At 66.8% G+C, this 20,117-nt stretch carries 22 protein-coding genes; 5 read left to right on the forward strand and 17 right to left on the reverse strand.

The window, feature by feature from the left end; genetic code table 11:
* Positions 1-5: 5 nt before the first annotated feature.
* Positions 6-602: an alternate-type signal peptide domain-containing protein gene (locus AC1M0F_RS15185; protein ID WP_480239101.1), complete on the reverse strand. Its 597-nt coding sequence runs from the start codon at positions 600-602 to the stop codon at positions 6-8.
* Between the two features lie 164 nt (positions 603-766).
* Positions 767-1,330: an alternate-type signal peptide domain-containing protein gene (locus AC1M0F_RS15190; RefSeq protein WP_480239102.1), complete on the reverse strand. Its 564-nt coding sequence runs from the start codon at positions 1,328-1,330 to the stop codon at positions 767-769.
* Between the two features lie 314 nt (positions 1,331-1,644).
* Between AC1M0F_RS15190 and AC1M0F_RS15195 the strand changes: the two genes are divergently transcribed.
* Positions 1,645-2,193, forward strand: a complete 549-nt coding sequence (locus AC1M0F_RS15195; RefSeq protein WP_480239103.1) for an AMIN-like domain-containing (lipo)protein — start codon at positions 1,645-1,647, stop codon at positions 2,191-2,193.
* 4 nt (positions 2,194-2,197) lie between these two features.
* On the opposite strand, the gene AC1M0F_RS15200 is transcribed toward AC1M0F_RS15195, so the two are convergent.
* The 10 genes from AC1M0F_RS15200 to AC1M0F_RS15245 form a co-directional block, all read right to left on the reverse strand.
* Entirely contained in the window at positions 2,198-3,022 is an 825-nt protein-coding gene (locus tag AC1M0F_RS15200; protein ID WP_480239104.1) for a signal peptidase I, read from the reverse strand.
* 3 nt (positions 3,023-3,025) lie between these two features.
* On the reverse strand, positions 3,026-4,312 hold the full coding sequence (locus AC1M0F_RS15205) for an adenylosuccinate synthase (RefSeq protein WP_480239105.1): 1,287 nt from the start codon (positions 4,310-4,312) through the stop codon (positions 3,026-3,028).
* A gap of 62 nt (positions 4,313-4,374) precedes the next feature.
* A complete protein-coding gene (locus tag AC1M0F_RS15210) occupies positions 4,375-4,854 on the reverse strand; it encodes a DUF3151 domain-containing protein (RefSeq protein ID WP_480239106.1) in 480 nt (159 codons plus the stop codon).
* Between the two features lie 62 nt (positions 4,855-4,916).
* Complete coding sequence (locus tag AC1M0F_RS15215; RefSeq protein ID WP_480239107.1) at positions 4,917-6,197, reverse strand: peptidoglycan DD-metalloendopeptidase family protein; 1,281 nt, start codon at positions 6,195-6,197, stop codon at positions 4,917-4,919.
* A 135-nt stretch (positions 6,198-6,332) separates the two neighbouring features.
* Positions 6,333-7,268, reverse strand: coding sequence for an ABC transporter substrate-binding protein (locus AC1M0F_RS15220; protein WP_480239108.1), 936 nt, complete (start codon positions 7,266-7,268; stop codon positions 6,333-6,335).
* Between the two features lie 36 nt (positions 7,269-7,304).
* Positions 7,305-8,117, reverse strand: coding sequence for an ABC transporter permease (locus AC1M0F_RS15225; RefSeq protein ID WP_480239109.1), 813 nt, complete (start codon positions 8,115-8,117; stop codon positions 7,305-7,307).
* Complete coding sequence (locus AC1M0F_RS15230) at positions 8,048-8,734, reverse strand: ABC transporter permease (RefSeq protein ID WP_480239110.1); 687 nt, start codon at positions 8,732-8,734, stop codon at positions 8,048-8,050. The genes AC1M0F_RS15225 and AC1M0F_RS15230 overlap by 70 nt, the downstream gene beginning before the upstream one ends.
* On the reverse strand, positions 8,731-9,555 hold the full coding sequence (locus AC1M0F_RS15235) for an ABC transporter ATP-binding protein (protein ID WP_480239111.1): 825 nt from the start codon (positions 9,553-9,555) through the stop codon (positions 8,731-8,733). Before AC1M0F_RS15235 ends, AC1M0F_RS15230 begins: the two co-directional genes overlap by 4 nt.
* Positions 9,556-9,653: 98 nt before the next feature.
* On the reverse strand, positions 9,654-10,022 hold the full coding sequence (locus tag AC1M0F_RS15240; protein ID WP_480239112.1) for a DUF4440 domain-containing protein: 369 nt from the start codon (positions 10,020-10,022) through the stop codon (positions 9,654-9,656).
* Between the two features lie 27 nt (positions 10,023-10,049).
* Entirely contained in the window at positions 10,050-10,700 is a 651-nt protein-coding gene (locus AC1M0F_RS15245; protein WP_480239113.1) for a TrmH family RNA methyltransferase, read from the reverse strand.
* An 88-nt stretch (positions 10,701-10,788) separates the two neighbouring features.
* Between AC1M0F_RS15245 and AC1M0F_RS15250 the strand changes: the two genes are divergently transcribed.
* Genes AC1M0F_RS15250 through AC1M0F_RS15260 form a run of 3 tightly spaced genes read left to right on the forward strand, consistent with a single transcriptional unit; the run spans position 10,789 to position 13,564 of the window.
* A complete protein-coding gene (locus AC1M0F_RS15250; protein WP_480239114.1) occupies positions 10,789-12,051 on the forward strand; it encodes an Nramp family divalent metal transporter in 1,263 nt (420 codons plus the stop codon).
* A gap of 26 nt (positions 12,052-12,077) precedes the next feature.
* On the forward strand, positions 12,078-12,716 hold the full coding sequence (locus tag AC1M0F_RS15255; RefSeq protein WP_480239115.1) for a metal-dependent transcriptional regulator: 639 nt from the start codon (positions 12,078-12,080) through the stop codon (positions 12,714-12,716).
* Between the two features lie 47 nt (positions 12,717-12,763).
* Positions 12,764-13,564 (forward strand): HAD-IIA family hydrolase, encoded by an 801-nt coding sequence (locus AC1M0F_RS15260; protein ID WP_480239116.1) that lies wholly within the window; start codon positions 12,764-12,766, stop codon positions 13,562-13,564.
* A 24-nt stretch (positions 13,565-13,588) separates the two neighbouring features.
* Here the strand turns inward: AC1M0F_RS15260 and AC1M0F_RS15265 are convergent, their stop codons facing one another.
* The 3 genes from AC1M0F_RS15265 to AC1M0F_RS15275 all read right to left on the reverse strand — a co-directional run bounded on the left by AC1M0F_RS15265 (position 13,589) and on the right by AC1M0F_RS15275 (position 16,085).
* Complete coding sequence (locus tag AC1M0F_RS15265; RefSeq protein ID WP_480239117.1) at positions 13,589-15,289, reverse strand: hypothetical protein; 1,701 nt, start codon at positions 15,287-15,289, stop codon at positions 13,589-13,591.
* Positions 15,289-15,837, reverse strand: coding sequence for an orotate phosphoribosyltransferase (pyrE, locus tag AC1M0F_RS15270; protein ID WP_480239118.1), 549 nt, complete (start codon positions 15,835-15,837; stop codon positions 15,289-15,291). The genes AC1M0F_RS15265 and pyrE overlap by 1 nt, the downstream gene beginning before the upstream one ends.
* Before the next feature lie 125 nt (positions 15,838-15,962).
* Positions 15,963-16,085, reverse strand: a complete 123-nt coding sequence (locus tag AC1M0F_RS15275) for a hypothetical protein (RefSeq protein ID WP_480239119.1) — start codon at positions 16,083-16,085, stop codon at positions 15,963-15,965.
* A 121-nt stretch (positions 16,086-16,206) separates the two neighbouring features.
* On the opposite strand from AC1M0F_RS15275, the gene AC1M0F_RS15280 reads away from it, so the two are divergent.
* Positions 16,207-17,160 carry a LysR family transcriptional regulator gene (locus AC1M0F_RS15280; RefSeq protein ID WP_480239120.1) on the forward strand — a complete coding sequence of 318 codons (954 nt, stop codon included), beginning with the start codon at positions 16,207-16,209 and terminating at the stop codon, positions 17,158-17,160.
* Positions 17,161-17,238: 78 nt separating this feature from the next.
* Here the strand turns inward: AC1M0F_RS15280 and AC1M0F_RS15285 are convergent, their stop codons facing one another.
* Both AC1M0F_RS15285 and AC1M0F_RS15290 read right to left on the reverse strand, forming a co-directional pair.
* Complete coding sequence (locus AC1M0F_RS15285) at positions 17,239-18,732, reverse strand: CoA-acylating methylmalonate-semialdehyde dehydrogenase (RefSeq protein WP_480239121.1); 1,494 nt, start codon at positions 18,730-18,732, stop codon at positions 17,239-17,241.
* Positions 18,729-20,057, reverse strand: coding sequence for an aminotransferase class III-fold pyridoxal phosphate-dependent enzyme (locus AC1M0F_RS15290; RefSeq protein WP_480239122.1), 1,329 nt, complete (start codon positions 20,055-20,057; stop codon positions 18,729-18,731). The genes AC1M0F_RS15285 and AC1M0F_RS15290 overlap by 4 nt, the downstream gene beginning before the upstream one ends.
* Positions 20,058-20,117: the final 60 nt, after the last annotated feature.

The following is a 20,117-nucleotide window of genomic DNA, read 5'->3' on the forward strand; positions in this document are numbered from 1 at the left end:
GATCGCTACCCTGCGATCTGCGTCAGGGTGTACACGGCGCCGAGGGAGACGTTGCCGCCCATCGCGGTGTTGTACTGGCCGGTCGTGCCCCAGGGGAAGCTCACTTCGATGACCACGGGGACGGTTCCGCCTGTGACCTGGGACGGCGTGAGCGTGGTGTTGGACGGGGTTCCGGTCGCCGCGGTCCCGTTGACCGACTTCACGGTGATGGACACCGCGTCGCGGAGCGCGACGTCAGCGGCTGCGGTGGTGGCTGCGGCCTTCGACGGGGTGACGGTGAACCGGGCCTTGAGGTTCTGGCCGGCCAGGGTGACCGGAACGTTGATCGTGGCGGCGATGACATCACCGGGGACGATCGCTCCGCCGCCGTAGGCGACGGGGGTGGTGCAGGTGGTCGGCGTGGGGCACTGCTTGATCGTCGCGGCCGGGATGTTGCCGAGCCCGATGGTGCCGAGGTCCAGGGTTCCTGAGGAGATCGACTGGGTCGCGCTGGTCGTGGTGTCAGACCAGAAGGCGAGAGTGCCGGCGCTGCTCAGAAGGAGCACGGCGCCGAGTAGTGCTGCTGCGGAGGTGCCGAGAAGAGTGCGGGTCGACTTCTTCATGATGGCTCCTTCCGTGCGGTGTGGTCGTGGTGCTGGTGGTCGTTGTGCGGTTCGTGCTGTGGCGCTGCTTGCAGGAATAAGGGCCCTGCCGTGTCGGGTACACGACAGGGCCCGTTGAGATCAGCTCGGGGGCTGATCCCGCCTCCGCTGCAAGGTGGAGCTTGTTACCGCGCGATCTGCGTGAGCGTGTACTTCGAGGTGAAGGAGATCGACTTCAGCTCGGTGAGGTCGGAGGCGTCCGCGGTGGTTCCGAAGGGGAACTCGACCGTGATGACGACCGGCACCGTCGGAGTGGCAGTCTTTGCTCCCGTGAAGGTCTTGCTTGCGCCGGCGTCGCCGCCGACCGAAGCGACGGAAACGGTGAGCGCGCTGGCGAGGTCTGCATTGCTCAGGTTGGGGGCCGTGTTGACGGCAGGAGTCGTCACCGCGAGAGTTGCGTTGATGTTCTGGCCGGAGAGGGTGACCGGGATGTTGACCGTCTTGGTCAGCTTGTCTCCGGGGACGATGGCGCCGGTGTATGCGGCGTTCACGACGGATCCGTTGGTGACGGTCCAGGTGCCGTCTGACAGGGTGCCGAGGTCGAGGCTTCCCGAGGAGATCGTCTGGGTCGCGCTGGTCTCGGTGTCGGACCAGTAAGCGAGGGTGCCCGCTCCACCGAGGAGCAGCGCTGCTCCGACGGCTGCGGCGACGGCTGCTGCTGTGGTCTTCTTCATGCTGAACTTCTTCATGGTGTGTCCTTCATTCGGCCTGGCAGCGGAGGAGCTACTCAGAGTCTGGGATGTTCTCGCCTTGCGCTTCGAACAAGATTGATATTTCCGAACGAGTGTCAAGAAGCGACCAGTACAGCCGCAAGGTTCCAAGAATTCTGGCTTCAGGCCGCAGGGTTGGCTCAAGATTTCCGCAAGAGTTGCGATCCGCGCTGAGGACGCTGGGCTCGGCCGGCGAAATGACGCCGGATCCGTGACATTCAGGCTCTCCCGCAAGCGAATCCGCGGGCGTACCATGTGCGGTGAGGGGCCTGAACTCTGAGGAGGGGACCGCGATGAAGCGTTCCTTTGCATTGTTGATCAGCATCCTGCTCGGCGCGGTGTTTCTCGTGTCGACCGGACCTGCTGCGACCGCCGCACCGTACTGCGGCATCACCTGGGGGTCGCTCCCTGACGTGCAACGCGTCGGCGCCCCGAACGCATCGCCCACCGGCGTTCGAGCCGGGCGTCATACCTGCTACGACCGGTTCGTCCTCGACGTGAGGGGAGACATCCGGGGCTACGACGTGCGCTACGTCAGTGTGGTGAGACAGGATGGATCCGGAATCGCCGTTCCGCTTCGTGGCGCTGCAGACCTGCAGATCGTCGCCTTCCTACCGAACTACAACTCGGCGGGGCAGCAGGTGTGGACGCCGGGCAACCTGCGTGAGCTCGTGAACGTCAGCGGATTCACGACGTTCAGACAGGTGGCGTACGCAGGCAGCTTCGAGGGCCAGACCAACCTCGGCCTCGGCGTACGGGCGCGGCTACCGTTCAGGACGTTCATCCTGGACGGACCGGGGACGGGCAGCAGGCTCGTCATCGATGTCGCGCATCGCTGGTGAGGTTTCAGCGCGGCGGCGGGTCTGACGAGGGCGCGGGGTAGATCACGTCTTCCGCGCTCTCGTCCGCAGGATAGACCGCATCTTCCGGGGTCGCGTTGACCTCGGTGCCGTTCCCCGTGTCGGGGTTCTCGCTCGACACCGGCTCATCACCGGAGTCCTTCGCGCCCTTCTTCTTGCCACCGCGGACGGCCACGACGACGAGGGTGACCACCGCGTATCCGATGAGCGCTATCCCCAGTCCCTGCGCGAGCCAGGTCCTGGTGTCCCCTGACACACCGTTCGTCACGTAGCCGATCATCGGAAGCCAGTACCAGGCCTTTCCGCGCACCTGCTCCTCGCGCACGAGTTCCGCGTCCGGCGACGGATTCGCGTCTCCCTGCGTCTCGAGCCGGATTCCTTCGGCGGTGACGTTGACCCCGATCACGCGGTGCGTGACGACGGCCGGCTCCCCCGAACTGATCTGGTAGGTGATGACGTCGCCGACCTGGATGTCGGCGAAGGGGATCGGCTTCACCACGACCGTGGTCCCTGGCGGCATCGTCGGCCGCATCGACCCGGTCAGCACGGTGTACGGCGTCGCGCCCGCGATCCGGGGAACGAGGACGAATGCCACGATCAGCAGCCCACAGACGACGAGGACGACCCAGCTCACGACCTTGAGCAGTGTGCCGCCGACCCGGTTCACGACGGTCCACGGGTTCGCCGGCCGCACGTGCCGATGCCTGGCCGTCACTGCATCCGCCTGGTCGACGTCCCGACCAGCGTCGGGCGCGCGACGGTCGCCGTCGTCCAGGCGCGCCTCCGCGGCATCCGCCACCGGCTCGGTCATGGCTTAGTCGATCAGGTCGTGGCGTACGACGATGGCGTCGCGCCCCGGTCCGACACCGATGGCGGAGATGCGCGATCCGCTCATGTCTTCGAGCGCGAGCACGTAATCCTGCGCGTTCTTCGGTAGCTCCTCAAACGTGCGGCAACCCGAGATGTCCTGTTTCCAGCCGGGGAACTCCTCGTAGATCGGCGTCGCGTGGTGGAAGTCCGACTGGGACACCGGAATCTCGTCGTAGCGGACTCCGTCGACCTCGTACGCGACACAGACCGGGATCGTGTCGAGTTCGTCGAGGATGTCGAGCTTGGTCAGCACGAAGTCGGTCACGCCGTTGATGCGGGCAGCGTAGCGCGCGATCGGCGCGTCGTACCAGCCGACCCGGCGCGGACGCCCTGTGGTGGTGCCGAACTCGAACCCACGGGACCTGAGGTGGTCTCCAGATGCGTCGAAGAGCTCGGTCGGGAACGGGCCGGCACCGACGCGGGTCGTGTAGGCCTTCACGATGGCGATGACCCGGTCGATCCGGTTCGGGGCGATACCGGAACCGGTCGCCGCTCCCCCTGAGGTCGCGCTCGACGACGTGACGAACGGGTATGTGCCGTGGTCGACGTCGAGCATCGTGGCCTGCCCGCCCTCGAACAGCACGATCTCGTCGCGTTCGAGTGCCTCGTGCAGCTCGAGTGCGGTGTCTGCCACCATCGGGCGCAGACGATCGGTGTACGAGAGCAGGTCTTCGACGATCTCGTCAGCGGAGATGGCGCGGCGGTTGTAGATCTTCAGCAGCATGTGGTTCTTGACGTCGAGAGCGCCTTCAACCTTCTGCCGGAGGATGTTCTCGTCGAACAGGTCCTGGATCCGGATGCCGACGCGATTGATCTTGTCCGCGTACGCTGGTCCGATCCCCCGCCCGGTTGTGCCGATCTGGCGCTTGCCGAGGAACCGCTCGGTCACCTTGTCGAGAGTGCGGTGGTACTGCGTGATGACGTGGGCATTCGCCGACACCTTCAGGCGGGACACGTCCACGCCTCTGGCACTCAGAGCCTCCAGCTCGTGGAACAGCACCTCGAGGTCGATGACGACACCGTTCGAGATCACCGGGGTCACCCCTGGGGTGAGGATGCCGGATGGCAGCAGGTGCAGCGCGTACTTCTCGTCGCCGACGACGACGGTGTGGCCGGCGTTGTTGCCGCCGTTGAACTTCACGACGTAGTCGATTCTGCTGCCGAGGAGGTCAGTCGCTTTCCCCTTGCCCTCATCGCCCCACTGGGCGCCGACGATCACGATTGCTGGCATGGCGGATGCTCCTTCTTTGCCTACGGAAAAATCTTGCGACGGCCGTCGGTGGCCTGGTCGGCCTAGTCCTGTCCCCGGATGAAGAAGACTTCAGTCGATGGGGGCGGTTCGAGCGGAAGACCCTCGGTCTCGATCCGCGCAGGCGCGGTCTCATCGGCGTCACGGAGGAACTCGGTCAGTCGGGTCACTTCGTCGACCTCGCCGATGGCATCCGCTGCGTTTCGGAGGGCATAGAGCGAGCGGAGGAACCCCTGGTTCGGCTCGTGCGACCACGGGATCGGTCCCTGTCCTCGCCACCCGGCCTTGCGGAGCGCGTCGAGCCCGCGGTGATAACCGACACGGGCGTATGCGTAGGCCGTGACCGGGTGCGCCGAGTCGAACGATGCTTCTGCGAGACGCGCCCAGGCCAGTGACGAGGTCGGGTAGGACCCGGCCACTGCGGCGATGTCGTCGACGGTGGTCGAGCGGTCGAGCGCGTCGACGACCTCGGGCTCCGCCGGAAGGCGTGTCTCCGGCACTCCAAGCAGATTGTCTCCAGTCACGCGTCTAGCCTACCGCGTCGCCTCAGCAGCAGGAGGGCAGGGCGCACCGCTTGGTGGATGTCCTAGACCGAGACGCCGCGAGCCCGGAGGAACGGCGCCGGGTTGACGTGGTTGCCGTTGATATAGATCTTCAGGTCGAGATGGCACCCGGTCGCGACACCGGTGTCTCCGACGCTCGCGATCAGCGAGCCGGCGCTCACCCAGCTGCCGGCGCTGACCCGGAACGAACCGGAACGGAGGTGTCCGTAGATCGACTTGACCCCGCCGCCGTGGTTGATGATCACCCGGTTACCGAAGCCACCTTCGTAACCGGCGAGCGTGACCGTTCCGCCCGCGATGGCCCTGATGCCCTTGCCGCAGGGGTTGGCGAAGTCGATGCCGCTGTGGAAGGAGACCGAACATCCGGTCCCACCGCAGATGATCGGTCGCGGTCCATACCAGGAGCTGATGTAGCCGGGGAGCGGTCGCCACCAGCCCTGTGCCGACGGGTGGAAGTACGTTCCGGTCGCTCCGGCGTTCGAGCCGCCGCCACCGCCGCCACCGCCGCCGCCGCCGCCGCCGTTCGCGGCCGCTGCAGCAGCCGCAGCGAGCGCAGCCTTGCGCTCACGTTCGGCCTTCTCTGCCGCGGCTTTCTTGGCTGCGGCGACGCCCGCTGCGTAGCCGGCTTCGACGGTCGCGGTCTTGCCTTCGAGGTAGGAGAGCTGGCCGAGCAGAGTTTCCTCGTGCTTCTCCTGCTCAGCAACGGCCGCAGCCGCAGCTGTTGCAGCGGCTTCAGCCTCCTGGAGTTTCACTTCGGCTTCAGCCCGGGCCTCCTCGAGCACTGTGGCCGCGACGACCGCCTGCTCGCTCAGGGAGGTGACCTGGTTCGCGTCCTGCTCGGCTTCGTCGAGGAGCTGGGTGGAGAGGCTGGTGAGCTTGTCTATGGCGCCCAGCTTGTAGAGCGTGTCGTCGGCGTTCTTCGAGTCCACCAGCAGGCTGGCGGTGACATCGAATGAGTTCGTCCGCCCCATCCGGGCGAAGAGTGATCCGGCCTGTTTCGCGGAAGAGTCCGCGGCGGCCTGTGCCTCTTCGAGACGCGTCTTCAGGTCTGCCGACTTCTGTTCGGCGTCCTGGGCCACGATGAGGGCGTCCTGGTATTCGGATGCGGCGACCGCTGCGGCTTCCTCTGCTGCCGCTGATGCATTGCGCAGGTCTTCGATCAGTTTCTTGACCTGGTCGATCTGCGTCTTCTTCGCGGATTCGTTCGCGCGGGCGTTCTTGACGTCGTCCCAGCTGGGGTAGCTGGGAGCTGCACTGGCAGGCACGGCGATCGCGCCGGCAGCGAGCACGACGCCCAGTGTCACGGCCGCGATAAGAGAACGAAAACGCAAACGCATCTTTTCATCGTGGCAGAAAAAGCGCGTTCTGTCTGGAGGGTCAGGGCGAGTCGCATTGACCCAAAGCGGGTGCCATTCGGCACCCGCTTTGGCGAGAGAGACCTAGAAGAGGTCCTTCTCAGCAAGCCAGTCCTTGGCGAGAGCCTCAGGCGAGGCCTTCTCGTCGCCCTGGTTGCGTGCGTTCAGTTCGATGAGGTCCTCGGTCGTCAGCTCGGCCGAGATCGCGTTCAGGACTTCCTTCACCGTGTCGGATGCCTTGTCGGAGTTGATGAGCGGCAGGACGTTCTGCGGGAGGATCATGTTCTCCGGGTCCTCGAGCGTCACGAAACCGTTCTCCTTGATCGACGGGGTGGTCGAGAAGATGTCGGCGATGTTGACCGTCCCGTCCAGCAGGGCGCCGGTGGTGAGAGGTCCGCCCGAGTCGCTGACGGGGACGAACGTGATGTTCGCCGCGTCGACGCCGTAGATCTCGGTGAGTCCCTGGGGGCCGTACGGTCGCTCGTTCAATTCGGGGTTGCCTCCGACGATCAGCGGAACGTCGAGGTCGGCGAGGTCGGCGAGGCTCGTGACCCCGTTGTCTTCGCTGAACTCCTTGGTGACGTTGTAGCTGTCCTTGTCTTCGGCCTCGGCCTGGTCGAGGACCTCGAACCCATCGGGGAGCGCGTCGGGAAGGGCGGCGAAGACCTCTTCGCTCGACTTCGCCTCCGACTCGGCGTCGAAGAACTGCAGCAGGTTGCCGCTGTAATCGGGGATGAGGTCGATCGAGCCGTCTTCGAGAGCCTTGACGTAGACGTCGCGCTGGCCGATCTGGCCGGCGAACTCCACGGTCACGCCGTTGGCTTCGAGGCCCTGGGCGAAGATCTGGGCGATGATCTCGGACTCGGCGAACCCGGCCGCCCCGACCGTGATCGTCTCGGAATCACCGGCCGGCTCGTCTGCCGGCTCGAGGGGATCGCCTGAAGCGCATGCCGCGAGAGAGAGAACCGCTCCCGCTGCGAGAATTCCTGCGGCGAATCGGCCGCGTCGTGAAGTGAACATCGAACTTCCTAACTGTGTGGGGTGGTGCGGAGCTGTCTATCCGGCGCGGGAGGGTGCTACCGCGCTCGGAACGGACTTCCGAGGTGTTCGGAGTGATGGCGTCGTCTGGATTGCCCGGACGCCCGCCGGAATGGTGAGTCGTTGGATGAGGATGAGGATGCCCTCGAGCACGAGGGCGAGGAGTGTGACGAGCAGTGCTCCGACGAGGACCTTGGTGTAATCGCGCACCGGGAGACCGTCGATGATGTAGCGGCCAAGACCTCCAAGCGAGATGTATGCGGCAACCGTCGCAGTAGCCACAACCTGAAGCACTGCCGACCGTATTCCCCCGATGATCAGCGGAAGCGCGAGCGGTATCTCGACCTTCCACAAGATCTGCCACTCCGTCATGCCCATGGAGCGTGCCGCATCGACGGTCCTGGGGTCGACGGACTCGATCCCGGAGTAGGCACCGGCGAGCAACGGCGGGATGGCGAGGACGACCAGGACGATGACCGTGGGGATGAGTGCGAGACGGATGCCGAAGCCGAACGCGATGGCCAGGTAGGTGAGCAACCCCAGTGTCGGGAGTGCACGCAATGCGCCGGTCGCCGCGATCGAGATCCCGCGCCAGCGGCCGGTGTGGCCGATGTACAGCCCGAGAGTGACAGCGATGAGGATCGCGATCAACACGGTCAGCCCCGTGTAGGCCAGGTGCTCGGCGATCCGGGTGGGGATGCCGTCCGGCCCCACCCAGTGGGCGGGATCCGAGATCCAGGCGAACGCGTCGATGAAGGCGTTCATGCCGCGACCGCTTTCGTCCTGGCCGCTGTCGCGCTGCGTCTCGCCGCCGCGTCGACCCGCGCCCACGGCAGCAGCATCCGCCCGCCCAGAACCAGCAGCACGTCGAAGACGACGGCGATGAGGACGGTTCCGACGATGCCGGTGAGGATCTCGGTCGGGAAGTTGCGCTGGTAGCCGTCGGTGAAGAGGTAGCCGAGGCCGGACATCCCGACGAGGGCACCGAGCGTGACCAGGCTCACCGTGCTCGTGGAGACCACCCGAAGACCGGCGAGCAGAACGGGACCTGCGAGGGGAAGCTCAACCTGCCAGAACCGGCGCCACACCCCGAAGCCGACGGCGGTGGCCGACTGCGCGACGTCCGCTGAGACGGCATCGAAGGCATCCGTCGCGGTCCGGACCATGAGGGCGACGGCGTAGATGGTCAGGGTGACGATGAGGTTGGCCGGGTCGAGGATGCGGGTGCCGAGCACGGTCGGCATGGCGACGATGAGGGCGAGAGAGGGGATCGTGTAGAGCAGTCCGCACACGGTGAGCAGGATCCCTCGCGACACGCGGTAGCGGTGTGCGAGCCAGCCGATCGGCACGGCGATGAGGAATCCCCCGAGAATCGGCAGGATGCTCAGCAGGACGTGGGCGAGGGTGAGTTCCCAGATCTGCTCGATGTTCGCCAGCACCCAGGTCATGTCGATGTGCTCTCGGTGAGGATGCCGGCGAGGCGCCCCGTGCCGTCGATCACGACCTGGCGGCCGGAGACCTCCTCGATCCGTAGGGCGCGCCGGCCGCGGTCCGCGCCGATGAAGGTGTCGACGAATTCGTCGGCCGGGTTCGCAAGGATGTCTGCTGGGGTCCCGACCTGGGCGATCTGGCCACCGGTCTTGAGGATGACGACCTGGTCGCCGAGGAGGAAGGCCTCGTCGATGTCGTGGGTCACGAAGACGATGGTCTTTGCGAGGTCTTTCTGGATCCGCAGCAGTTCCTGCTGGAGTTCGCTGCGGACGAGCGGATCGACGGCTCCGAACGGCTCGTCCATGAGCAGGATGTTGGGGTCTGTGGCCAGGCCACGCGCCACACCGACGCGCTGCTGCTGGCCGCCGGACAATTGTGAGGGGTAGCGTTCCGCGAGCGAGCGGTCGAGGCCGACGGTGTCCATCAGGGTGAGGGCACCGTCGCGCGCGGCCGCGCGCTTCGTGCCGTTCAGCAGCGGGACGGTGGCGATGTTGTCTGCGACTGTCCGGTGCGGAAGCAGCCCTGAGTTCTGCATCACGTAGCCGATGCTCCGACGGAGTCTGACCGGCTCGAGGTTGGAGATGTCGTCGTCGTCGATGTGGATGGAGCCGCTCGACGGGTCGACCATGCGGTTGATCATCCGCAGGAGGGTCGTCTTGCCCGACCCGCTCGATCCGACCAGCACAGTGGTCGTGCGCGAGGGGATCGTCAGGCTGAAATCGTCGACGGCGAGCGTGCCGTCAGGAAACCTCTTGGATACCGAGTCGAACCTGATCATGGCGGACGTCCCCCTGGGTTGAGGCCGATCGGGTGGCCCCGCTTCGCTTTAGCGTAGACAACCCCGCCGACACCGCGCCAGATCATTACCCCGTATTGTCAGGCTGGCGTCTGCTGGTGTAGAGCGACGTGCCAGCTCCCGCCGCCGTAGAGATAGGTCGTCGACATCCGCAATTCGACGGTGTCATCGCCTCGCCTGGCCACCGCGCGGTACGCGACGACACCCGCCCGTTCCCCGAGGCGGACGATGGCCGGCTCGTGGATCTCATACGAGTCCCACGGCACCACTCCCGCGAACGAGGCGGTGACCTCATCACGGCCGATCGCAGCGCCCTCGACGATCATCAGGGCGTCCTTCGTCATCGACCGCGCATAGTGTTCACCGCCGTGCCCCGCGAGAATGGCCTTCCAGCCGGCGTGTTCCTCACGAAGGAGGATGGCGGGCAGATCGTCGGTGATCTCAGTCATGGCTTCACGCTACCCCCTCTGCCCCGATCAGACCCCGATCCGGGGAAAGCTGACGTGCTGCATCACCCACGCGTGCATGGCGACGGCCGCGGCGGCTGACGCGTTGATGGAGCGCGTCGACCCGAACTGGCTGATCTCGAGGACGGCATCCGATGCTGCGATGGCCTCTGGAGACAGGCCCGGCCCCTCCTGGCCGAACAGCATGAGGCACCGCTCAGGCAGGGCGAAGGTCTCGATCAGCACAGACCCTGGGACGTTGTCGATCCCGAGGATCGGCAGGTCTTCCGCCCTCGCCCAGTCCACCAGCCCGGCGACGTCAGCGTGGTGGAGTACGTGCTGGTAGCGGTCGGTGACCATGGCGCCGCGCTTGTTCCAGCGACGCCGGCCGACGATGTGGACCGTGTCCGCCCCGAACGCGTTCGCGGTGCGCACGATGGAACCGATGTTCATGTCGTGCTGCCAGTTCTCGATGGCGACGTGGAACGGATGCCTGTGCTCGTCGAGGTCAGCGACGATCGCGTCGAGTTTCCAGTACCGGTACCGGTCGATGACGTTGCGGGTGTCACCGTGGATGAGCAGGTCCTGGTCGAACCAGGTCTCTTCTGGCCACTCCCCCTGCCACGGTCCGACTCCGTTCGTCGACAGTTCGTGACTCGGGTTCTCTGCAGCGTCTGGCACCCTCCCACCCTAACCGCGCCAGGCGGCGGCAGGCAGGACACCGCGGCCCACCCTTTTCGGTCAGCCGAAATCCGGCTATGGTTTCGGTATGCCGAAATCTTCTGCGGTCACCGTCGACCCGCCAGCCCGCCCGCTCCCCCGGCCGCCACGACTGCTCTGGCTGCTCGGACCGGCACTCGTCGCCGGGGTGGCCTACCTCGACCCAGGCAACGTCGCAAGCAACATGACCGCAGGCGCCCAGTACGGCTACCTGCTCGTCTGGGTCGTCGTCGCAGGCAACACCATGGCCTGGCTGATCCAGTACCTGTCGGCCAAGCTCGGCATCGTCACGGGCAAGAGCCTTCCTCAGATCCTCGGTGAACGCATCCGATCCCGCCCAGGGCGCCTCGCGTACTGGTTACAGGCGGAGCTCGTCGCCATGGCCACCGACCTGGCTGAGGTCATCGGCGGGGCCGTCGCCCTCAACCTCCTGTTCGACCTGCCGCTCATCGTCGGCGGGCTGATCACGGGCACTGTCTCGATGGTGATGCTCGCCGTACAGTCCCGGCGTGGTCCTCGGGCCTTCGAGTTCGTCATCATGAGCCTTCTCATCATCATCGCCGTCGGCTTCAGCGCCGGGGTCTTCCTCGCTCCGCCCGACGCCGCCGGGGTCGTGTCAGGCCTTGTTCCGCGCTTCGAGGATGCCAATTCGGTTCTGCTCGCCGCCTCGATCCTCGGAGCGACGATCATGCCCCACGCCATCTACGCGCATTCGGCCCTGAGCCGGGACCGCTTCGCGGTTCGCGCGCCGGGGCTGACGACGAAACGGCTCCTGACCGTGACCCGGTGGGATGTCTCCATCGCCATGGTGATCGCCGGGAGCGTCAACCTCGCCATCCTGCTCCTCGCTGCGGCCAATCTCGCCGGGGTGCCTGGTACAGACAGCCTCGAGGGCGCACACGCCGCGCTGGAGTCCTCCCTCGGCGCCGTCGTCGCCACGCTCTTCGCCGTCGGCCTTCTGGCATCAGGACTCGCGTCCACGTCCGTCGGCGCATACGCAGGCGCCGAGATCATGCAGGGCCTGCTCCACGTGCGCATCCCGCTCCTGACCCGAAGGGTCATCTCCCTCATCCCCGCACTCGCCATCCTCGGGCTCGGATTCGACCCGACCATGTCTCTCGTGCTCAGCCAGGTGGTTCTCTCGTTCGGGATACCGTTCGCACTCATTCCGCTCGTCGTCCTCACCGCCAAATCGAGCATCCTCGGAACGTTCACGAACCGGTGGCAGACCACCGCCGCCGGCGTCATCGCCTCGGTCCTTCTTGTGACGCTGAACGCCGTGCTCCTCATTCTCGTGTTCAGCGGCGCGTAGTCCCCCGCCGGTAGTCTGGAGAGCCCATGAAGCAGTCGAAACCGGTGATCGAGGACTACCTCAAGACGATCTACGCGCACACGGAGTGGCAGGCGGATGCCATCACCCCCTCCGCGCTCGCGACGCGCCTCGGGCTGGCGCCATCGACAGTCACCGAGATGGTGAAGAAGCTCGCGGCGTCAGGGCTCGTCACCCACGTCCGCTACGGCGCCATCACCCTCACAGGCGCAGGGACGGCGGCGGCGGTCGCCGTCGTCCGGCGCCACCGGCTGGTCGAGACCTGGCTGGTGCGGGAGATGGGATTCGGCTGGGACGAGGTCCACGACGAGGCAGAGGTGCTCGAGCACGCGATCAGCGACCGCCTGCTCGCTGGCATCGACGCCCGGCTGGGCCACCCGGACCGGGATCCGCACGGCGACCCCATCCCAGCGGCCGATGGGTCGGTGCGGCGTGAGAAGGCCGTCCTGCTCGAGGAGGCCACAGAGGGGCACACCGGGGCGATCCTGCGGATCAGCGACAGGGACCCTTCGCTGTTGCGTGAGCTCGAGGCGTCCGGCATCGGAGTGGGAACGACGGTATCGGTCGCTCCTGGGTCCCTCACCGTCGGGTCGACACGGATCGCACTGCCCGCCCCTGCACGCACGGCGATCTGGCTCAGCGCCTGACGCCCGACCGGTGACCCTAAACTGGCCATGAGCGAAGGAGTTGCTGCATGACAAGACGCGACGAAGTTGAGTGCTGGCTGACCGACATGGACGGCGTGCTGGTGCACGAGAACCGCCCGCTCCCCGGTGCCGCCGACCTCCTTCAGCAGTGGCGCGACCAGGGCAAGCCCTACCTCGTGCTCACGAACAACTCGATCTTCACACCGCGCGACCTCAGTGCGCGGTTGCGAGCCTCGGGCCTCGACGTGCCCGAGGAGTTCATCTGGACGTCGGCACTCGCCACGGCCGCCTTCCTCAAGGATCAGATGCCAGGCGGCTCCGCCTTCGTCATCGGCGAAGCGGGGATCACCACCGCACTGCACGAGGCCGGTTTCATCATGACCGAGACGGCCCCTGATTACGTTGTGGTCGGCGAGACCAGGAACTATTCGTTCGAGGCGATCACGAAGGCGATCCGGCTCATCAACAACGGGGCACGGTTCATCGCGACGAACCCGGACGCCACCGGTCCGAGCGCAGACGGCCCGATGCCGGCCACCGGCGCCATCGCCGCCCTGATCACGAAGGCGACGGGGAAGGAGCCGTACATCGTCGGCAAACCCAACCCGATGATGTTCCGCTCGGCACTCAACAAGATCGGCGCGCACTCGGAGAACACCGGCATGATCGGCGACCGGATGGACACAGACGTCGTTGCCGGGATCGAAGCCGGCCTGCATACCATCCTCGTTCTGACCGGGATCAGCGATGAGGCCGAGATCAACAAGTACCCATTCCGTCCGTCCGAGATCCTCGGCGGGGTCGTCGATCTGCTCGAGCCGCACCCGATCGAGTCAGAGGTCGTCTGACCCAGCCCGAAGGCGCGGCCTAGCTCAGCCGCGCGGTACGGCCACCGATCCGGTCAGCGGCTCACCGCTCGACCGGTTCACGAAGCAGAAGTAGTTGCGTTCCCCGTCTGCCCACTGCTCCTCGGAGACCGGGTACGTTCCCTGGACCTGGAGATCCGAGAAGCCGGCTGCTGCAGCGGCGTCGAGCACTCCCGGTGCACTGCACCACAGGTAGATCTGCTTGAGGATGGCGTCCTCACCCGGGTAACCGGCCGCCGGATCCGTGTTGACGGGGGCGGAGAAGACCATCTGTGCCGCATGGGGCGCGGCGCAGTCGACGACGACGAAGGTCTCGGCCCACGGGGTCGAGTACGGGTCGAGGCATTCCCCACCGGTGAGCGCTGTCCACTTCTGTTCGCCCGCTGCTGCGGGGCCGACGGGTGCCACAACGGTCGGCGTCGGTGTCGGTGTCGCCGAAGGGGTGGGGGTCTTCGTCGCCGACGGGGTCGGCGCAGGCCCGGCGAGAAGCGCGGGGAGCCGCGACCCGAGGAAGAACAGCCCGACGAGGACGAGGATCGCCACGAGGGCAATGGCACCCAACACCAGTGCCCGGGGCGGACGGCCGCCTCCCGAACCGGTTCGCGCCCGAGGGGCCTTGACCGGCTTCGCCGGTTCCTCGGCGACGGTGTCGATGACGATGGGTTCGCCCTGGGTCGGCTGGGCGGAACGGCGACGACGGCGGGGAGGAAGCGCGGCGTCGTCCTGCTCGGGTTCAGCTCGTGCCGCTCCTGCTGTCGCGGCGGATGCCGCCGCTGCCACGGCCGGGAGCACCGCGGTCTGCTCGGGCTCCGGCGCCGCTGCGGGAGACCCGTCGCCCGGTTCGGCGGCGGGTGCGTCACCGCTGGAGGTCCTGTGGACGAGGGGATCGAGCTGGTCGTTGGGTGTCAGCGCCCAGGTGAACGGCTCGGCGTCGTCGCTCTCGTCGTCGACAGCGTCGTCAACGGCGTCGTCGTCATCGTCATCGTCGGATGTCGAATACTGGATGGCTGGATCCGGTTGCGGAATCGGCTCAGGAACCACCGCAGCGGGTACGGCGGCTTCGTCCGCGGCCTCCGGCGGGGTCGCACCGGCCGGAACCGGCGGAGCGACGTCCTCGACGATGTGATCGCGCGCGGAGCGGGGCTTGAAGAGCGGCGGGGCGGCCGACGGGATCAGACCGGTCTCGGGCTCGTCAGCGGGCGGCTCGGTCGGCCCGTGCTCGGCGCTGAGGCTCCAGCCCCGGTCGTCGTCGGCGTCCGACGCGACAGGCGCGACGGCTTCAGGGGTCGACTCGGGCTCAGGGGCCGACTCGGGCTCAGGGCTCTTGCGGCGGGCCGATCCGAAGAGCGCGGGTTCGGCCCGCTCGGTGCCCGGCCTGGCGGTCCAGCCCGGTTCGGGCAGGACCGGTTCGTCGTCGTCCGGCACGTCGGTGCGCGGCTCAGGGTTCACCAGGGCGTCAGCAGCCACGAGCTTCTCGCGCCACCACGCCTTCACCGGTCCGTCGCCGGCCTTGCCTGGAATGGCGTTCCCGTCATGAGCATCGCTCGCCGCGGCATCCGTCCCCTTGGCCGGCAGCTCGATCTCACCGGTCTGGTCGCTTCCGAGCTGGGACAGCAGCCAGTCGGCACCGACGACTTCGCCCTCGCCCGTTGGCGGATCGGTGGGCTTCTCGTCGTCCTCCCCCGGACGGCGGGTGTCGTCTGACACTATGCGAGCCCCAGGTCTGACAGCCCGATGGCCGCGAAGTAGGGATAACCGGCTGCCTCGATGATCTCCCGCGCGCCGGTGTTCCTGTCGACAACGACGGCGACACCGGCGATCTCGGCACCGACCTTCTTGAGCGCTTCGATCGCGGCGAGGGGTGAACCGCCGGTCGTCGACGTGTCCTCGAGCACGATGACCCGCTTGCCCTCGAGCTCAGGACCCTCGACCTGCTTGCCGCGGCCGTGGTCCTTGGGCTCCTTGCGGACGACGAACGCGTCGTAGGCGAGACCACGTGCCGCACCCTGGTGCAGCACGGCGGCGGCTACGGGGTCAGCACCCATGGTCATGCCCCCGACCGCAACGACGTCAGGGACGTCCTTGATCAGGTCGAGCATGACCTGGCCGATCAGCGGTGCGACACGGTGGTCCAGGCTGACGCGGCGGAGGTCGACGTAGTATGTCGCCTTCTTTCCGCTGGTCAGGGTGAAGTCCCCGTGGAACACGGCATCTGCCGAGATGTAGTCAATGAGTTGCTGGCGCGCGTCGGTCACGCAGGCAAGTTTAGCGATGACTCAGCAGACAGGCGTTAACGCGAGAACCGCGCCGCCCCCGAGAATCAACCGCATCTGGCGCTGCGGGATCACTGGGGAGGGCGCGGAATTCGCGACGTGCCGCCTTACGGCAGCAGAGCGTAGGTGCGCGTGGGCACCTGGCGGTAGCCGTCACGCTTCACGACGACGAAGCTGCCGGCGATGGCGGCGACGCTCAGGGCTGCAATTCCAGCAAAGAATACGAACATAGGATTCCAGTCCTTTCTCGAGGTGAAACGGACACGGGCCGTTTGGATACGTACACATCCAATCGCGTCCTATTGTTCAGCACAAGCGAACGTTACTTGACTGATTCGGTAGCATTGCTACATGGACGTACGCCGGCTCGACCTGCTCCGCGAACTCGCCGAACGCGGCAGCATCCACGCCGTCGCCGTGGCCACACACCGCACCCCGTCCGCGGTGTCCCAGCAGCTCAAGGTGCTCGAACGGGAGGCAGGACTTCCGCTGACCGAACGCAGCGGACGCGGCATCGTCCTGACGGATGCCGGTCGCGCCCTCGCCCGCAGCGCGACGGACATCGCCGTCGCCCTCGAACGTGCGGGGGCGGTGTGGGATGAGTACCGCAACGACCCCACCGGCCAGGTGAGCGTCGCGACCTTCCCGACAGCTGGGCAGATGCTCATGCCCAACGTGCTCGCCTCACTGCAGTCGGTTCCTGGGCTCGAGGTCACGATGATCGACCGGGACCCGGAGACCGAGGACTTCCCCGCCCTGACAGCCGACTTCGACATCGTCCTCGCACATTCCGTTCCCGGCAGCCGGTCATGGAGCGGTCGCGGCCTGCGCAACGTCTACCTGCTGAGCGAACCCCTCGACATCGCCCTCCCGGTCGGCCACCGGCTGGCGGGGCTGAGCGTCCTCACTCCCGAGCACCTCGTCGACGAGCCCTGGATCGGTGTTCCGGAGGGGTACCCGTTCGACCGGCTGCTGCACGAGATCGAGGCGGTCACCGGCGCCGCGCTCCATGTCGTCCAGCGCGTCACAGACAACAGGATCACCGAAGCGCTTGTCGCCGCAGGGATCGGCATCAGCATGATTCCGCGTTTCACGGCATCCGGTCACGAACGCGGTCTGGTCACCCGTGCGCTGAGCGGAGTGGACATGTCCCGCCACATCGTCGCGCTCATGCGCCCGGACAAGGCCGAGCGGCTCGCGGTGCGCACGGTAGCGGACGCCCTGCAGCTCGAAGCCGCTGCCGTCCAGCGATCGCATAACCCGGTCGAGGACCCGGTGCCGTTCACGTCGCCGCGCTGGGTGTAGCCCGGATGAACGCGAGTTGCCCGGTTCGGCAGGTCCGGCGCACCGGACACCCGCCGAACCCGGCAACTCGCGACGGGGTCAGTCGTGCTCGGGGAACCCGAGGTTGATGCCGCCGTGGCTCGGGTCGAGCCAGCGGCTCGTGATCGCCTTCTCCCTGGTGAAGAACTCGACGCCGTGGGGTCCGTAGGCCTTCGAGTCGCCGAACATGGACTCCTTCCACCCGCCGAACGAGTGGTACGCGACCGGCACAGGGATCGGCACGTTGATGCCGACCATGCCGACGGTCACCTCGCGCTGGAAACGCCTGGCGGCCCCGCCGTCGTTCGTGAAGATGGCCGTTCCGTTGCCGTACGGGCTGTCGTTGATGATGCCGAGGCCCTCCGCATAGCTGGAGACCCGGACGACGGACAGGATCGGCCCGAAGATCTCGTGTGTGTACACCGTCGACGATGTGGCGACGTTGTCGATGAGGGTCGGTCCGAACCAGAACCCGCCGTCGTCCCCGTCGACCGTCGGGTTGCGGCCGTCGACGACGACCGTCGCTCCGTCCTCGAGCGCGACGTCGACGTACGACGCCACCTTGTCCCTGTGCACCTCGGTGATCAGCGGACCCATGTCGCAGCCGCGCCTTCCGTCGCCCGTCGTGAGTGACGACATCCGTTCGGCGATGCGAGCGACCAGGTCGTCGGCGATCGTGTCGACGACGAGGAGCACGCTGATCGCCATGCACCGCTCGCCTGCTGAGCCGAAGCCCGCGTTCACGGCCGCGTCCGCTGCGAGATCGAGGTCGGCGTCCGGCAGAACGAGCATGTGGTTCTTGGCTCCGCCGAGCGCCTGGACGCGCTTCCCGTTCTTTGCGGAGGTCTCGTAGATGTACTTCGCGATCGGCGTGGAACCCACGAATGAGACGGACTGGATGACCGGGTGCTCGAGGATGGCGTCGACGGCCTCCTTGTCTCCGTGCACGACGTTGAACACGCCGTCGGGGAGGCCGGCCTCCGTGAAGAGCTCGGCGAGCCACACCGCTGCCGACGGGTCCTTCTCACTGGGCTTCAGCACGACCGTGTTGCCGGCGGCGATCGCGATCGGGAAGAACCAGAGCGGGACCATCGCCGGGAAGTTGAACGGGCTGATGATCCCGACCACGCCGAGCGGCTGCTTCACCGAGTACACGTCGACGCCGCTCGAGACGTTCTCCGAGTACTCGCCCTTGAGCAGGTGAGGGATGCCTGTGGCGAAGTCGACGACTTCGAGGCCGCGCGCGATCTCCCCGCCTGCGTCCGACAGCACCTTGCCGTGCTCGGAGGTGAGGATCTCGGCCAGCTCGCCCTTGCGGGCGTTGAGCAGCTCACGGAAGGTGAAGATGATCGACTGCCGCTTCGACAACGAGGTGTCGGCCCAGCCCGGGAACGCGGCGGCAGCGGCCTGCACCGCGGTGTCGACGTCGGCGACGCTGCCGAGTCTCACCTCTTTCTCGACGATCCCCGTTGCCGGGTTGAAGACCGGTGCTGTGCGGGTGGATTCGCCGTCGGCGCTCGCCCCACCGATGTAGTGATTGACGTATGTGGTCATGCTCTTCCTCCCTGGAAGTTCGAGAAAACGGTGTCGTATGCGGCGACGGCCTCGGCGACTTCGTCGACGCTGACCGTGCACGGCGGGACGACGTGGATGCGGTTGTCCTGGACGAACGGCAGGAGGCCTTCCCCGACGAGCGCTGTCTTGAGCTGCCCCATGGCTGCTGCGGGCAGCGGCTCCCGACTCTCGCGGTCTGCGACGAGCTCCATGGCCCAGAAGACGCCCTCGCCGCGCACCTCACCGATCAGCTCGTGCTTCGCGGCGAGTTCGGCGAGTGCAGGGCCGATGGCCTCACGTCCGACCCGCTCGGCGTTCTCGACGATGCCCTCGTCGGCCATCGCGTCGAGCGCGCCGACGATCGACGCCATGGCGAGCGGATGCCCCGAGTACGTCAGTCCACCGGGGAAGACCGTCTCATCGAAGTCGGCCGCGATGGCGTCGGAGATGATCACGCCGCCGGCGGGGACGTAGCCCGAGTTGACTCCCTTCGCGAAGGTGATCAGGTCGGGAACGACGTCGTATCCCTCGAAGGCGAACCAGCGCCCTGTCCGGCCGAACCCGGCCATCACCTCGTCAAGGATGAGGATGATGCCGTAACGGTCGCAGAGGGCACGCACGCCAGCGAGGTAGCCGGGTGGCGGCACGAGGATGCCTGCTGTCCCCGGAACGGATTCGAGCAGGATCGCCGCGATGGATGCGGGTCCTTCGCCCTGGATCACACGCTCGAGGTGGCGAAGCGCGCGTTCGGTCTCCTCGGCGGGCGACGTCGCCCAGAACTCGGAGCGGTAGAGGTACGGTCCGAAGAAGTGCACGTGTCCACGGGCGAATTCGTTGGGCACACGGCGCCAGTCACCGGTGGCGACGATGGCCGACCCGGTGTTGCCGTGGTACGACCGGTAGGTCGACAGGACCTTGTCGCGCCCGGTGTGCAGGCGGGCCATCCGGATCGCGTTCTCGTTGGCATCCGCCCCGCCGTTGGTGAAGAAGACTTTGTTGAACCCGCCAGGGGCAAGCCCCGTGACACGTTTCGCCGCTTCCCCGCGGGTGAGGTTTGCCGTCGACGGCGCGATGGTGGTGAGCTGGTCTGCCTGCGCCTTGATGGCGGCGATCACCGCAGGATGCTGGTGACCGATGTTCACGTTGACCAGCTGGCTGGAGAAGTCGAGATACTCCTTCCCTTCGAAGTCCCAGACCTTCGTCCCGAGCCCGCCGGCGATCACGAGCGGTTTCAGCGCCCCCTGTGCCGACCACGAGTGGAAGACGTGCGCGCGATCGAGGTCGAGCGCTGCCTGGTTGTTGTCTGACGTGAGCGTGAGAGCCACGGCATCTCCTTTGTTGCGTCGTTGCGTGTGGATGCCGGGGGCGGCCGGTTTCCCGACCGA

It is taken from the genome of Mycetocola sp. Y719, from assembly GCF_056713205.1.

Bases quoted from the DNA above. Each gene is read 5' to 3' on its own strand.
- AC1M0F_RS15250 (WP_480239114.1), top strand. From the start codon at position 10,789: ATGCCGAAATCTTCTGCGGTCACCGTCGACCCGCCAGCCCGCCCGCTC.
- AC1M0F_RS15240 (WP_480239112.1), bottom strand. From the start codon at position 10,022: ATGACTGAGATCACCGACGATCTGCCCGCCATCCTCCTTCGTGAGGAA.
- AC1M0F_RS15275 (WP_480239119.1), bottom strand. From the start codon at position 16,085: ATGTTCGTATTCTTTGCTGGAATTGCAGCCCTGAGCGTCGCCGCCATC.
- AC1M0F_RS15285 (WP_480239121.1), bottom strand. From the start codon at position 18,732: ATGACCACATACGTCAATCACTACATCGGTGGGGCGAGCGCCGACGGC.
- AC1M0F_RS15190 (WP_480239102.1), bottom strand. From the start codon at position 1,330: ATGAAGAAGTTCAGCATGAAGAAGACCACAGCAGCAGCCGTCGCCGCA.
- AC1M0F_RS15255 (WP_480239115.1), top strand. From the start codon at position 12,078: ATGAAGCAGTCGAAACCGGTGATCGAGGACTACCTCAAGACGATCTAC.
- AC1M0F_RS15260 (WP_480239116.1), top strand. From the start codon at position 12,764: ATGACAAGACGCGACGAAGTTGAGTGCTGGCTGACCGACATGGACGGC.
- AC1M0F_RS15205 (WP_480239105.1), bottom strand. From the start codon at position 4,312: ATGCCAGCAATCGTGATCGTCGGCGCCCAGTGGGGCGATGAGGGCAAG.
- AC1M0F_RS15200 (WP_480239104.1), bottom strand. From the start codon at position 3,022: ATGACCGAGCCGGTGGCGGATGCCGCGGAGGCGCGCCTGGACGACGGC.
- AC1M0F_RS15280 (WP_480239120.1), top strand. From the start codon at position 16,207: ATGGACGTACGCCGGCTCGACCTGCTCCGCGAACTCGCCGAACGCGGC.
- AC1M0F_RS15195 (WP_480239103.1), top strand. From the start codon at position 1,645: ATGAAGCGTTCCTTTGCATTGTTGATCAGCATCCTGCTCGGCGCGGTG.
- AC1M0F_RS15235 (WP_480239111.1), bottom strand. From the start codon at position 9,555: ATGATCAGGTTCGACTCGGTATCCAAGAGGTTTCCTGACGGCACGCTC.
- AC1M0F_RS15185 (WP_480239101.1), bottom strand. From the start codon at position 602: ATGAAGAAGTCGACCCGCACTCTTCTCGGCACCTCCGCAGCAGCACTA.
- AC1M0F_RS15220 (WP_480239108.1), bottom strand. From the start codon at position 7,268: ATGTTCACTTCACGACGCGGCCGATTCGCCGCAGGAATTCTCGCAGCG.
- AC1M0F_RS15230 (WP_480239110.1), bottom strand. From the start codon at position 8,734: ATGACCTGGGTGCTGGCGAACATCGAGCAGATCTGGGAACTCACCCTC.